A 12693-nucleotide genomic window follows, 5' to 3' on the forward strand; every position below is an offset into this window, starting at 1 on the left:
GTGATCGCTTTATCCCGGGTAGTAGTTTGATCCCAGATATGCGTTGATGTCATCACGCCAGAAATAGTCAACACGAAAATTAATAATTCAATTTTCATCGTCCTTCGACACTGAAACTTTACTCCTCCTAAAGTGGTACATCGGCCTGGGAGAAATACACCGCAATAATTTGTTCTTATAGATTGATATACCCCCGATTTACGCCAGAAAACCGTTAAACCGCGCCCATTCCTGAAGCGCTACGTCATTGACAAGCCAGACATCACAATTAATCACCATACAACGCCTGACAGCCCGCGCCGCTTCTGCCAAAATAGGCGCATTCCCCCCGCATTGAAAATGATGGATTTTCTGTACATGGTTGCAAAAATTATTGATGGTAAAACGATTGCGCAGCAGGTAAAAGACGAAGTGGCCGTGCGCGTAAAACAACGACTGGCCGAAGGTAAACGCGCGCCGGGGCTGGCGGTCGTGCTGGTGGGCGACAACCCCGCCTCGCAGATTTATGTCGCCAGCAAACGCAAAGTCTGTGAGGAAGTCGGTTTCGTTTCCCGCTCCTACGACCTGCCGGCCACCACCACCGAGCCGGAACTGCTGGCGCTGATCGACGAACTGAACGCCGATGCCGCCATCGACGGTATTCTGGTTCAGTTGCCGTTGCCGGCGGGAATCGATAATACCAAGGTCATCGAGCGTATCGCGCCGGACAAAGATGTGGACGGTTTCCATCCGTATAACGTCGGCCGACTGTGCCAGCGCGCGCCGCTGCTGCGCCCCTGCACCCCGCGCGGCATCGTCACGCTGCTGGAGCGCTATGACGTCAACATGTTCGGCCTCAACGCCGTGGTGGTAGGCGCATCCAACATCGTCGGCCGCCCGATGAGCATGGAACTGCTGCTGGCGGGCTGCACCACTACCGTCACCCATCGCTTCACCAAAGACCTGCGTCATCACGTCGAACACGCCGACCTGCTGGTCGTGGCCGTCGGCAAGCCAGGGTTCATTCCGGGCGAGTGGATCAAACCAGGCGCCATCGTGATTGACGTCGGCATCAACCGGCTGGAAAACGGCAAAGTGGTAGGCGATGTGAAGTTTGACGAAGCCGCAGAGCGCGCCGCGTACATCACGCCGGTGCCGGGCGGCGTAGGGCCGATGACGGTCGCGACGCTAATTCAAAACACCTTGCAGGCCTGCGAGGAATACCACGACACAACGGCACAGGCGTAATCCCCCATGAACGTATTCCATCTGGACAAACACCCGCACGTGGAACTGTGCGACCTGCTGAAACTGCAAGGCTGGAGCGAAAGCGGCGCCGCCGCCAAGCAGGCGATTGCCGCCGGTGAAGTGACCGTCGACGGCCAGACCGAAACCCGCAAGCGCTGCAAGATCGTCGCGGGTCAGGTTGTGAGTTTTAACGGAGAGTCCGTTACCGTTCAGGCGTGACGCGCCGGTTTTCGTAACGACTTCATATCGTCGCAACCCAATGTCGTAGCAGTCCAACGATGAAACAAGGCCCGGAAAAACCGGGCCTTTTCTATTGGAGGAACGCCGTCTGGCGAACCGTGATTATTTACGACGCCAGGATTATTTGCGACGCCAGGATTATTTGCGACGCCAAATAGTGCCCTGCGGGCCGTCTTCCAGCACGATGCCCATTTCCGTCAGCCGGTTGCGCGCCGCATCGGCCAGCGCCCAGTCTTTGGACTGACGGGCATCGTTGCGCTGTTTGATCAGGGCTTCGATTTCCTGCACTTCGCCGTCATCGGCCTGCGCGCCGCTTTGCAAAAACAGCTCCGGATCCCGCTCCAGCAGCCCCAGTACGCCAGCCAGCTTACGCAACGCTGCCGCCAGACCGTTGGCCGCCGCCGCATCTTCCGCTTTCAGGCGGTTAACCTCGCGGGCCATGTCGAACAGCACCGAGTAGGCTTCCGGCGTATTAAAGTCATCGCTCATCGCGTCGCGGAAACGGCTTTCGAAGTCATCGCCCCCCGCCGCCGGTGCGGCGGCATCGGTGCCGCGCAGCGCGGTGTACAGGCGTTCCAGCGAGGCGCGCGCCTGTTTGAGGTTTTCTTCCGTGTAATTCAGTTGGCTACGATAGTGGCCGGAAATCAGGAAATAGCGGATGGTTTCGGCATCGTAGTGCGTCAGCACATCGCGCATGGTGAAGAAGTTGTTCAGCGACTTGGACATCTTCTCCCGATCGACCATCACCATGCCGGTATGCATCCAGTAATTCACATAATCGCCGCCGTGCGCGCAGGTAGACTGGGCAATTTCGTTTTCGTGGTGCGGAAACATCAGGTCGGACCCGCCGCCATGAATGTCGAAATGCTCACCCAACTGCTTGCAGTTCATCGCCGAGCACTCAATGTGCCAGCCCGGACGGCCATTACCCCACGGCGACGGCCAGCTCGGTTCGCCCGCTTTGGACATTTTCCACAGCACGAAGTCCATCGGGTTGCGTTTCACCTCGGTGATTTCCACCCGCGCCCCGGCTTTCAGTTGCTCCAGGTCCTGGCGAGACAGCGCGCCGTAACCCGGCGCGGTATCCACCGAAAACATCACGTCGCCGTTATCCGCCACGTAAGCGTGACGACGGGCGATCAATTTTTCCACCAGCTCAATGATTTCCGCCATGTAATGCGTCGCGCGGGGCTCTTCATCCGGGCGCTGGATATTCAGCGCATCGAAGTCGGTATGCATTTCACCGATCATGCGATCGGTCAGTTGCGTGATGGTTTCGCCGTTTTCCGTCGCACGTTTGATGATCTTGTCGTCAATATCGGTGATATTGCGCACATATTTTACGTCGTAACCCAGATAGCGCAGGTAGCGCGCCACCACGTCAAATGCCACAAACGTCCGCCCATGACCGATATGACACAGGTCGTAAACGGTTATCCCGCACACATACATGCCAACCTTGCCAGCGTGGATGGGTTTGAATTCCTCTTTTTGACGACTCAGGGTATTAAAGATCTTTAGCATCAGGGCATTCCATGGTGTTCGCAGGAGATGTGCATCGTTGTCTGCGGTACGCGTAATAAAGTCGGTTTTTATCCGGTTTTCGGACGTAGAGCCTATCTCAATAGGCGTCATTGGCGCAGCCAGTTTGGACTCGGACAGCGCGGAGAAACCGGAGCGTACACGTAGTACGTGAGGATTTCGAGCACTGCCCAGGGCCAAAATGGCAAGTAAAATAGCCTAATTGGGATAGGCTTTTAGCTGCGTATTGAAACCTGAACCCTGCCCTATTGCAAGCGGGTGAGCCTAATATTAGGCATCCCCTGCGGTTTCGCGTCCTGAGCGGCCCCTAAACGCACAAACCCGGCGATATCGCCGGGTTTGCTTGGCTGCCAGTCGCAGCCGGATAAATCCGTTACCGTATATCCAGCTTAGCGCCAGCGCGGGTCACTCATTACGGAATATTTGCCGCTGCCCAGCAACGCAATCACGATACCGGCAAAGAAATAGACCGCAACGCCTTCCGCGCCCCATGCGCCGGTTTTTTCCAGCATGAACAACGCCTGCGGCTCAGCCAGCAGCAGCGCCACCACCATGGTGGACGAGAAGATCAGCGCGGCCGGACGGGTCAGGATGCCGAGAATCATCAGTACCGGCATCAACACTTCCCCCATGAACACGCCATAGGCGATAAACCCAGGCAGGCCGTGAGCCGCCAGCATCCCCTGAATACCACCGACGCCGGCGATTAGCTTATGAACACCGTGGAACAGCATCAAAATACTGAATGACAGTCGCAAAACCAGCTTGCCGCAATCCGGTTTGTCTAACAGCTGATTAATCCGGTCCAACATAATTTACCTACCTGTATGATTATTGAGTGAGCAACGTGTTAACGAGAGTGACTATCAACTACAACAAGGATAAGTTTAGAAAGTAAAAAAACATATCAAAATGAAACCAGTTATTGATTTAGCGCAACAAAAATATATTTCAAATAAACTCAACTAAATACCGAGAATCAATGAGTTTATTTGAAAGATTTTCCATGCCTGTCTCCACATTTCTCCGCCGGCTTCTCCCCTGTGCTGACTCAGCCATTCACTTATGTTATAAGAGCGCTCTTGGCGACTTGGCGCCTCGGTGAATATCTCTCATCATTCTGTGTACTATGGCTAAGTAAGGTTCATCTATGATTACGTTTCATACCAACCACGGCGACATCGTCATCAATACCTTCCCGGAAAAAGCACCGGTTACCGTGGAAAACTTCCTGAACTACTGCCGCAGCGGTTTTTACGATAACACCATCTTTCACCGTGTGATCAACGGCTTCATGATCCAGGGCGGCGGCTTCGAACCCGGCATGAACCAGAAAGACACCAACGCGCCGATCAAGAACGAAGCCAACAACGGTCTGGGCAACAACCGTGGCACGCTGGCTATGGCCCGCACCAATGATCCGCATTCAGCGACCGCCCAGTTCTTCATCAACGTGGTGGACAACGACTTCCTGAATTTCAAATCTGAAAGCGTAAACGGCTGGGGTTACTGCGTGTTCGCCGAAGTGGCGGAAGGCATGGACGTGGTCGACAAGATCAAGGCTGTGTCCACCGGCCGCAGCGGTATGCATCAGGATGTACCGAAAGAAGACGTAGTCGTTACCAGCGTAACCGTCAGCGAGTAACGCCGGCTGCATGACCACGCTGTTTATTAGCGATCTGCATCTGAGCGAACAGGAACCGGCGATCACCGCCGGTTTTCTGCGTTTTCTGCGTGAAGACGCGCCCGGCGCCGACGCGCTCTACATCCTCGGCGATCTGTTCGACGCCTGGATTGGCGACGACGACCCGGCCCCGCTGCACGCCACGGTGGCGCAGGCGTTAAAGACGCTGGCCGACACCGGCGTACCCTGCTATTTCGCCCACGGCAACCGCGACTTTCTGCTCGGCGCGCGCTTCGCCCGCCAGAGCGGCCTGCAGTTGCTCGCCACGGAAACGGTGCTTGACCTCTATGGCCGTCGCACGTTGCTGTTGCACGGCGATACCCTGTGCACCGACGATCACGCCTACCAGAACTTCCGCCGCAAGGTGCATAACCCGCTTATCCAGCTGCTTTTCCTGTGGCTGCCGTTGTCCCTTCGTCTGCGCATCGCCGCCCGTATGCGTGCTGCCAGCCAGCAGGCCAACCAGCACAAATCCATGACCATTATGGACGTCAACGCCGATGAAGTGATGGCCCGCCTGCGACACCATCAGGCCACGCTGATGATCCACGGTCATACCCACCGCCCGGCGATTCATCCGATCGATCAGGCCGGCGTGTGCGCCGAGCGCGCCGTGTTGGGCGCCTGGCATCAGGAAGGTTCTCTGCTGCGGGTGACCGCGGACGACGTCCGTCTGATTTCATTTCCGTTGTAACGCGACGTTTACACTGATTCCCCCCCTTAACGGCCCATTTCATCGCCACGCAACCGTTTTCCTCCCCTCTGGCTCATGGTATGCTCTACGCCCTCGCGACCTGCGGCTCCGGTTTCAGGTCGCCGTTGCACCGCGCAATGACCGCATCATGCACGATTACTGTCATGCACGATCATCTACTGTCATGCACGATCATCGACATGAATCACCACCGTCATGCAAACCACAGGAGCATTACAGGCATGTCATCCAACGCTGCCCCGGCGAAAATCGCTATTGTCATGGGTTCAAAGAGTGACTGGGCCACCATGCAGTTTGCTGCAGAGATCCTCACCACGCTGAATCTGCCCTATCACGTTGAAGTCGTCTCCGCGCACCGCACGCCGGATAAACTGTTCAGCTTCGCCGAACAGGCGGACCAGAATGGCTTTGACGTTATTATCGCCGGCGCGGGCGGCGCCGCTCACCTGCCGGGTATGCTGGCGGCTAAAACCCTGGTGCCGGTGCTGGGCGTGCCGGTGCAGAGCGCCGCGTTAAGCGGTGTCGACAGCCTCTATTCGATTGTGCAGATGCCGCGCGGCATTCCGGTCGGCACCCTGGCCATCGGCAAAGCCGGCGCCGCTAACGCCGCCCTGCTGGCCGCGCAGATTCTGGCGCGTCACGACCGCGAGCTGGCTTCTCGTCTGGCCGCCTGGCGTCAGGCGCAGACCGACGAGGTGCTGAACCACCCGGATCCGCGGGAGGATGCATGAAACCGGTTTGCGTACTGGGTAACGGCCAACTGGGCCGTATGTTGCGCCAGGCCGGCGAGCCGCTGGGCATCGCCGTTTATCCGGTCGGGCTGGATGCGGAGCCGGAATCGGTGCCGGTGCAACACAGCGTCATCACCGCTGAAATCGAACGCTGGCCGGAAACGGCGCTGACCCGCCAGTTGGCGCAGCACCCGGCGTTCGTCAACCGTGATATTTTTCCGCGTCTGGCCGATCGCTACACCCAAAAACAACTGCTGGACGAACTGAATCTGGCCACCGCCCCCTGGCAGTTGCTGGCCTCGGCGCAGGAGTGGCCGGCGGTATTCGCTGCGCTGGGCGAACTGGCGATCGTTAAACGCCGCGTCGGCGGTTATGACGGCCGCGGTCAGTGGCGTATTCGTCCGGGCGAAGAGCATAGCCTGCCTGCCGACTGCTACGGCGAGTGCATCGTTGAACAGGGCATCGCGTTTTCCGGCGAGGTATCGCTGGTCGGCGCGCGCAACGCAAAAGGCGACTGCGTATTCTACCCGCTGACCCGCAACCTGCATGAAGACGGCATCCTGCGCGCCAGCGTGGCATTGCCGCAACCGCAGCCGCACCTGCAACAGCAGGCGGAACAGATGCTGTCGGCCATTATGCATCGTCTCGGCTACGTGGGCGTGATGGCGATGGAATGCTTCGTGGTGGGCGATCGCCTGCTGATCAACGAGCTGGCGCCGCGCGTGCACAATAGCGGCCACTGGACGCAAAACGGTGCCTCCATCAGTCAGTTCGAACTGCACCTGCGCGCGATTCTCGACCTGCCGTTACCGGCCCCGGTCGTCGCCAGCCCGTCGGTGATGGTCAACCTGATCGGCACCGACGTGAATATCGATTGGCTGGCGCTGCCGTTGGTGCACCTGCACTGGTATGAGAAAGAGGTACGTCCAGGCCGCAAGGTGGGTCACCTGAACCTCAATCACCCGGATGCCGCGCTGCTGAATCAGACGCTGCGCGCACTGGCGCCGTTGTTGCCGGACGCCTATCAGTCCGGGCTGGTATGGGCCCAGCAGCAACTGAGCTGCTGAGTCATTTAATGATACTGGCGGGCCGGCGTCGGCTCGCCGGTACCTGAAGCAAGATTTTTACGTGACATTATGATGATTGGGTTTATTATTTTCACCGTCTCCAAATTAAATATGTTTCATTGGTTATTTATTTCACCTGTCGCTATTTCTCATGAAATATATTTACGCTTTATTACCCCCTCAATTAACCGCATTAACGCATCAAAAAAGATACCGTCGAAAATAAAAAATTTAACGCATCAATCCTGATATTTTATTTTTAATTAATTGGGGTTAAAATAATTGACCTTAATTCATTTGTGTGATCGCCTCACTATTATTCCTCAACGGTCAGGATATAGAATGCAGCCACAAAAAAGATTACCCCGATTCACATGATGTCTCGTGTGACACCTGCGAATTATCTCTGTATTGGCCTGCCGCCGGTACGGTATTTTTTATACTCTGTGTTCACCAAGGAGAAACACGCATGAGCACAATTCAAGACAGCAGTCAGGTACTGGAGCAAGCTTCAGGCTGGCGTAAAAGCGATACCGTCTGGATGCTGGGCCTGTACGGCACGGCAATTGGGGCGGGCGTGCTGTTTTTGCCCATCAATGCCGGTATTGGCGGTCTGATTCCGTTGATTATCATGGCAATTATTGCTTTTCCAATGACCTATTATTCTCATCGCGCATTATGCCGTTTTGTCTTATCCGGCAAAAAAAGCGGTGAAGATATTACCGAAGTGGTAGAAGAACATTTCGGCACCGGTGCGGGAAAATTAATCACCCTGCTCTATTTTTTCGCCATTTATCCGATTCTTCTGGTTTACAGCGTAGCCATTACCAATACCGTTGACAGCTTTATTACTCACCAGCTGCATTTACCGTCGCCGCCGCGGGCGATTCTGTCGCTGATATTGATTCTGGGGCTGATGTTTATTGTCCGTTTCGGCGAAGCCATGATTGTAAAAGCCATGAGCGTGCTGGTTTATCCGTTCGTGGCGGTATTAATGATGCTGGCGCTGTATTTAATTCCTCACTGGAATACCACGGTCTTCCACAATATTTCCCTGACCAACAGCACCACCGGCAACGGCATGTTGGCGACGCTGTGGCTGGCAATTCCGGTAATGGTGTTCTCCTTCAACCATTCGCCGATCATTTCATCTTTCGCGGTCGCCAAACGCCGCGAGTATGGCGACAACGCCGAGAGAAAATGCTCCCGCATTCTGGCCTGCAGCCACACCATGATGGTGCTGACCGTGATGTTCTTCGTGTTCAGCTGCGTACTGGCGCTCTCTCCGGCGGAGCTGATGGAAGCCAAGACGCAGAACATTTCGATTCTGTCCTACCTGGCTAACCATTTTAACAACCCGGTCATGGGGTATATGGCGCCGGTCATCGCCACCATCGCTATCTCCAAGTCATTCCTCGGCCACTATCTGGGCGCCGGCGAAGGCCTTAACGGCATGATGGTGAAAATGCTGCGCAGCCGCGGCAAGACCGTCTCGACCACCAAACTGAACCGCATCACCGCATTGTTCATGCTGGTCACCACCTGGCTGGTCGCCACCCTTAACCCAAGCATTCTGGGTATGATTGAAACGATGGGCGGCCCGGTTATCGCCTGTCTGCTGTTCCTGATGCCGATGTACGCCATCCGTAAAGTGCCGGCCATGCGCCAGTACAGCGGCACGCTGAGCAATGTGTTCGTCACCCTGCTGGGTCTGATCGCCATCACCGCTATCGTCTACACCCTGTTCGAGTAATACCTCCGTACCCTCCCGACGCAGGCGGCCCGGCTGCCTGCGTCAGCTGAAAGGAACCCCCTATGGTCAGCGTATTTGATATTTTCAAAATTGGTATCGGCCCTTCCAGTTCGCATACCGTTGGCCCGATGAAAGCTGGCAACATGTTCACGGACGATCTGGTCAGCCTGTCTCTGATTTCATCGGTTGACGCCATTATCGTTGATGTTTACGGCTCGCTGGCCCTGACCGGCAAGGGCCACCATACCGACATCGCCATCATTATGGGACTGGCGGGCAACCTGCCGGACAGCGTGGATATCGACGCCATCCCGGCGTTTATTCAACAGGTGCAGCATACCCGCCGTCTGTCGCTGCTCAACGGGCGGTATGACGTCAGCTTCCCGCTGGACAGCGCGCTGCGCTTTCAGCCGGAGAACCTGCCGCTGCATGAAAACGGCATGACGATCCGCGCGCTCGACGCCAGCCAGAAGGTGCTGTACAGCAAAACCTACTACTCCATCGGCGGCGGTTTCGTGGTCGATCAGGAGCACTTCGGCCAGCCGATGGCGCAGGAAGAACGCGCACCCTGGCCGTTCTATTCCGCCCGGCAATTGTTACAGCACTGCCACGACAACTGCCTGTCGCTGTCGGCGGTGGTGATGAAAAACGAAATCGCCATGCACGGCCGCGACGCGCTGGAAGCCTATTTCGCCAGCGTCTGGCAAACCATGCAGAATGCCATTCATCGCGGCATGAACACCGAAGGCGTCCTGCCCGGCCCGCTGCGGGTGCCGCGTCGCGCTTCGGCGTTGCACCGCCTGCTGTTCACCAACGGCCGTTTCTCCAACGACCCGATGGACGCGATGGATTGGGTAAACATGTTCGCCATGGCGGTGTCGGAAGAAAATGCCGCCGGCGGCCGGGTGGTGACGGCGCCGACCAACGGCGCGTGCGGCATCATTCCGGCGGTACTGGCGTATTATGACCGTTTCATCCAGCCGGTAACGCCGGACACCTGTCTGCGCTATTTTCTGGCGGCCGGCGCCATCGGCATTCTGTTCAAGATGAACGCGTCTATTTCCGGAGCGGAAGTGGGTTGTCAGGGCGAAGTGGGCGTAGCCTGCTCAATGGCGGCGGCCGGTCTGGCGGAACTGCTGGGCGCCAACCCGGAACAGGTATGCATCGCCGCGGAGATCGGTATGGAACACAATCTGGGGCTGACCTGCGACCCGGTAGCCGGTCAGGTTCAGGTGCCGTGCATCGAACGCAACGCCATCGCCTCCGTCAAAGCCATCAACGCCGCGCGCATGGCGATCCGCCGCGCCAGCGAACCCCGCGTCTCGCTGGATAAAGTGATTGAAACCATGTACGAAACCGGTAAAGACATGAACGCCAAATACCGCGAAACCTCCCGCGGCGGTCTGGCGATCAAAGTGGTGCAGTGCGAGTAAGCGTTCATCACAGGCAGTTAAAACAGAATCACACGCCGGGTTAATGCCCGGCGTTTTTTCAGGAAGGTTTTTTCTCGCTATCCGGCCAGGACCAGATCAGGTTGTTTTCGGCGGCGGAAACATACCAGTCAAGCGCGCTGGCGACCGGTTTGGGCATCGACTCCGGTGCAGCCACAGGCGCGGCGACATCGGCGTTTTTCTTACGAATACGCAACGGCGCGCGCGGCTGCCCGCCATTCAGGCGCGCATTAAAATTCTCGACTTCGGTATCAAACAGCACGCCTTCCAGCTGATGTAAGCGATTCAACCCGCGCAGAATCGCCAGCAGGCTGCTCAGGGTAATCGACTCGCCCATTTCCGCCCGCTTGATGGTGGCGATGCCAAGCCCAGCCCGCTCGGCCAAATCCACCTGCGACAAGCGTTGCTGAATGCGCGCGTCTTTTATCCGCCGACAAAGCTCGGTGATGATGTCACCTTCGCTCATGGTGCTGAATCTCATAATGCCTACCGTTTAATACGCGTGAATGAAAACCGACGCTATTTTATCACCGCCGGGTTCAATCACACGGATAATTAATGACGCGTATCAATTATTTTGATCCAACACATAAAATGCGGCTCAATACGCCCATTTATCCGACTCAGGTACGTTATTTCCGTCTGATGAATCACGCCTTAAAACAAACTGTTTAAAACAAACTGTTTAAAACAACAGGCAGCGCATACGCCGCCTGTTGTATGGCACTTACTGAATGTTGTCTGGCACTTACTGAATATTGAGCGACGTGCTCAGCGTGCGATTCGGGAAATTGGTCGATGTGGATTGATAACGGAATACCACCGACGACATATTGTCTGCATTGAAATACGCCATCCAGCCCGCAACGGTGTAGCCAGCCGGGCAGCTTTCGGTATAACGACCATTAACAATACAAACGGGGTTAACCTGATACGGGCTGGTTTGCCCGCCGTTCAGCCAGCCAATGCGGTTACCGCCATACCCCACTTCCAGCACGGCGATGCGCAACGTGGTGCCACCCGCATAACCTGACAGTGTAAAGGTATTGGTCGGCACCGCCTGCCAGCCGCCTTTCAGCGAGGAATACACCGCGTACACCTGCACTGAACTCAACGCCGGCGCCGGCGCGCGCAGCGCTTTATGTTCGGAAGAGGACACGTCCTGTTCTGAACCGGCTGACAGCGGATGATCGATAAACGGAGAATCGAGCGCGGTAATGACGGTTTGTACCGGCTCATCAGAGGTTTGAGCATAAACTGGCGATAGCGCCGCCACGACCATACCCAGCGTAAAACCTATTTTTATAGACATTCTCATCCTGAGTGGTTCCATTAAAATATGCAGCCCATTGCTGCAATGAAATACTAATCAGCACAAAAAATTGCCTCCAGTAAAAAAATGAGATAAGCAACATCATTTAAGAAACAAATAAAAATAAAAGAAAATATAAATAAAACAAAAATAAAAACCAGTCGGGAAATATAAATCAAAACAAATTAGACAAGAAATATTACCGCGTGTTTATTTTTCTTGGATTTACTACCTTTAATCTCAGGATAAAATGAAATAATAACGCACGTCTGACATGGAACACGTAAGGATTTCGAATACTGTCTGCGACAAAATAGTAAATGAGGCGGGCTGTCAGGATGTAAACCTATCTGGATGTAAACCTGTCAGTACAACTGTTAGCATAACTGTTGGTACAACAGGCAGCGTATGTGCTGCCTGTAAGGTGTAGTCTTATCGAGACGGTATTTTAAAAAAAATTACTTGATCGTGAGTGACGTGCTCAAGGTTTTATAGGGGAAATTAGCCGATGTCGATTGATAGCGGAAAGTCACTGATGTCTGATAGTTCGCGCTAAAATAGGCAATCCATCCCGCGCCTGTGGCACCTCGGGGGCAATTGTCCGTCATCTCGCCTTTCACCAGACACGCCAGTTTCACCGAATCGGGTTTCTTTTGTTCGCCGTTGATCCAACCAATACGATTACCACCATATCCGGTTTCCACAACGGCAATCTGCAGTGTGCCGCCCGCGTAGCCCGGCCCGATCGAAACCGCGTTAACGGGAGCATATTGCCAGGTGCCGCCATATACCCCTGATAATACTTTAATACGTAATCCACTCAGAGCAGGCGCAGGCGCACTGAACGCAGAAGACGTTGTAGCCAGAAGCAATCCCAGAGCCAACCCCATTTTTATAGACTTTTTCATCCCTAGCAATTCCATTTAAATGTACAGCCAATTGCTGCGAAAGAAATAGTAATTCACCTAATC

General features: G+C 55.3%; 13 protein-coding genes. 8 read left to right on the forward strand and 5 right to left on the reverse strand.

The annotated features are described in order from the left end of the window. The first annotated feature begins 357 nt into the window (after positions 1–357). Together folD and ybcJ are read left to right on the forward strand one after the other, a co-directional pair. Complete coding sequence (gene folD / locus CVE23_RS15505; RefSeq protein ID WP_038921072.1) at positions 358–1227, forward strand: bifunctional methylenetetrahydrofolate dehydrogenase/methenyltetrahydrofolate cyclohydrolase FolD; 870 nt, start codon at positions 358–360, stop codon at positions 1225–1227. Positions 1228–1233: 6 nt separating this feature from the next. Then, positions 1234–1446 (forward strand): ribosome-associated protein YbcJ, encoded by a 213-nt coding sequence (gene ybcJ, locus CVE23_RS15510; RefSeq protein WP_038667063.1) that lies wholly within the window; start codon positions 1234–1236, stop codon positions 1444–1446. A gap of 159 nt (positions 1447–1605) precedes the next feature. Here the strand turns inward: ybcJ and cysS are convergent, their stop codons facing one another. Together cysS and CVE23_RS15520 are read right to left on the reverse strand one after the other, a co-directional pair. Next, entirely contained in the window at positions 1606–2991 is a 1386-nt protein-coding gene (cysS, locus tag CVE23_RS15515) for a cysteine--tRNA ligase (RefSeq protein WP_100849868.1), read from the reverse strand. Between the two features lie 407 nt (positions 2992–3398). Further along, complete coding sequence (locus tag CVE23_RS15520) at positions 3399–3821, reverse strand: DoxX family protein (RefSeq protein ID WP_038919771.1); 423 nt, start codon at positions 3819–3821, stop codon at positions 3399–3401. Positions 3822–4159: 338 nt separating this feature from the next. Here CVE23_RS15520 and ppiB point away from each other — a divergent pair, with 338 nt between their 5' ends. The 6 genes from ppiB (at position 4160) to CVE23_RS15550 (ending at position 10392) form a co-directional block, all read left to right on the forward strand. Continuing rightward, positions 4160–4654, forward strand: a complete 495-nt coding sequence (ppiB, locus tag CVE23_RS15525) for a peptidylprolyl isomerase B (RefSeq protein ID WP_038667053.1) — start codon at positions 4160–4162, stop codon at positions 4652–4654. Positions 4655–4664: 10 nt separating this feature from the next. Then, positions 4665–5387 (forward strand): UDP-2,3-diacylglucosamine diphosphatase, encoded by a 723-nt coding sequence (gene lpxH / locus CVE23_RS15530; protein ID WP_100849869.1) that lies wholly within the window; start codon positions 4665–4667, stop codon positions 5385–5387. A 242-nt stretch (positions 5388–5629) separates the two neighbouring features. Continuing rightward, positions 5630–6139 carry a 5-(carboxyamino)imidazole ribonucleotide mutase gene (purE, locus tag CVE23_RS15535; protein ID WP_038919775.1) on the forward strand — a complete coding sequence of 170 codons (510 nt, stop codon included), beginning with the start codon at positions 5630–5632 and terminating at the stop codon, positions 6137–6139. Next, positions 6136–7206 (forward strand): 5-(carboxyamino)imidazole ribonucleotide synthase, encoded by a 1071-nt coding sequence (gene purK / locus CVE23_RS15540; RefSeq protein ID WP_100849870.1) that lies wholly within the window; start codon positions 6136–6138, stop codon positions 7204–7206. The genes purE and purK overlap by 4 nt, the downstream gene beginning before the upstream one ends. 469 nt (positions 7207–7675) lie before the next feature. Beyond that, positions 7676–8959 carry an HAAAP family serine/threonine permease gene (locus tag CVE23_RS15545; protein ID WP_038919777.1) on the forward strand — a complete coding sequence of 428 codons (1284 nt, stop codon included), beginning with the start codon at positions 7676–7678 and terminating at the stop codon, positions 8957–8959. A gap of 62 nt (positions 8960–9021) precedes the next feature. Next, positions 9022–10392: an L-serine ammonia-lyase gene (locus CVE23_RS15550; RefSeq protein ID WP_100849871.1), complete on the forward strand. Its 1371-nt coding sequence runs from the start codon at positions 9022–9024 to the stop codon at positions 10390–10392. Between the two features lie 58 nt (positions 10393–10450). Here CVE23_RS15550 and CVE23_RS15555 read toward each other — a convergent pair whose 3' ends face one another. The 3 genes from CVE23_RS15555 to CVE23_RS15565 form a co-directional block, all read right to left on the reverse strand. Beyond that, on the reverse strand, positions 10451–10891 hold the full coding sequence (locus tag CVE23_RS15555) for a helix-turn-helix domain-containing protein (protein ID WP_038919778.1): 441 nt from the start codon (positions 10889–10891) through the stop codon (positions 10451–10453). A 267-nt stretch (positions 10892–11158) separates the two neighbouring features. Then, positions 11159–11722, reverse strand: coding sequence for a YolA family protein (locus CVE23_RS15560; protein ID WP_174213750.1), 564 nt, complete (start codon positions 11720–11722; stop codon positions 11159–11161). A gap of 458 nt (positions 11723–12180) precedes the next feature. Continuing rightward, on the reverse strand, positions 12181–12630 hold the full coding sequence (locus CVE23_RS15565; protein WP_049842591.1) for a DUF4879 domain-containing protein: 450 nt from the start codon (positions 12628–12630) through the stop codon (positions 12181–12183). Positions 12631–12693 lie beyond the last annotated feature (63 nt).

It is taken from the genome of Dickeya fangzhongdai, from assembly GCF_002812485.1.
Lineage (GTDB): Bacteria > Pseudomonadota > Gammaproteobacteria > Enterobacterales > Enterobacteriaceae > Dickeya > Dickeya fangzhongdai.

Bases quoted from the DNA above. Each gene is read 5' to 3' on its own strand.
- folD (WP_038921072.1), top strand. From the start codon at position 358: ATGGTTGCAAAAATTATTGATGGTAAAACGATTGCGCAGCAGGTAAAA.
- ybcJ (WP_038667063.1), top strand. From the start codon at position 1,234: ATGAACGTATTCCATCTGGACAAACACCCGCACGTGGAACTGTGCGAC.
- cysS (WP_100849868.1), bottom strand. From the start codon at position 2,991: ATGCTAAAGATCTTTAATACCCTGAGTCGTCAAAAAGAGGAATTCAAA.
- CVE23_RS15520 (WP_038919771.1), bottom strand. From the start codon at position 3,821: ATGTTGGACCGGATTAATCAGCTGTTAGACAAACCGGATTGCGGCAAG.
- ppiB (WP_038667053.1), top strand. From the start codon at position 4,160: ATGATTACGTTTCATACCAACCACGGCGACATCGTCATCAATACCTTC.
- lpxH (WP_100849869.1), top strand. From the start codon at position 4,665: ATGACCACGCTGTTTATTAGCGATCTGCATCTGAGCGAACAGGAACCG.
- purE (WP_038919775.1), top strand. From the start codon at position 5,630: ATGTCATCCAACGCTGCCCCGGCGAAAATCGCTATTGTCATGGGTTCA.
- purK (WP_100849870.1), top strand. From the start codon at position 6,136: ATGAAACCGGTTTGCGTACTGGGTAACGGCCAACTGGGCCGTATGTTG.
- CVE23_RS15545 (WP_038919777.1), top strand. From the start codon at position 7,676: ATGAGCACAATTCAAGACAGCAGTCAGGTACTGGAGCAAGCTTCAGGC.
- CVE23_RS15550 (WP_100849871.1), top strand. From the start codon at position 9,022: ATGGTCAGCGTATTTGATATTTTCAAAATTGGTATCGGCCCTTCCAGT.
- CVE23_RS15555 (WP_038919778.1), bottom strand. From the start codon at position 10,891: ATGAGATTCAGCACCATGAGCGAAGGTGACATCATCACCGAGCTTTGT.
- CVE23_RS15560 (WP_174213750.1), bottom strand. From the start codon at position 11,722: ATGTCTATAAAAATAGGTTTTACGCTGGGTATGGTCGTGGCGGCGCTA.
- CVE23_RS15565 (WP_049842591.1), bottom strand. From the start codon at position 12,630: ATGAAAAAGTCTATAAAAATGGGGTTGGCTCTGGGATTGCTTCTGGCT.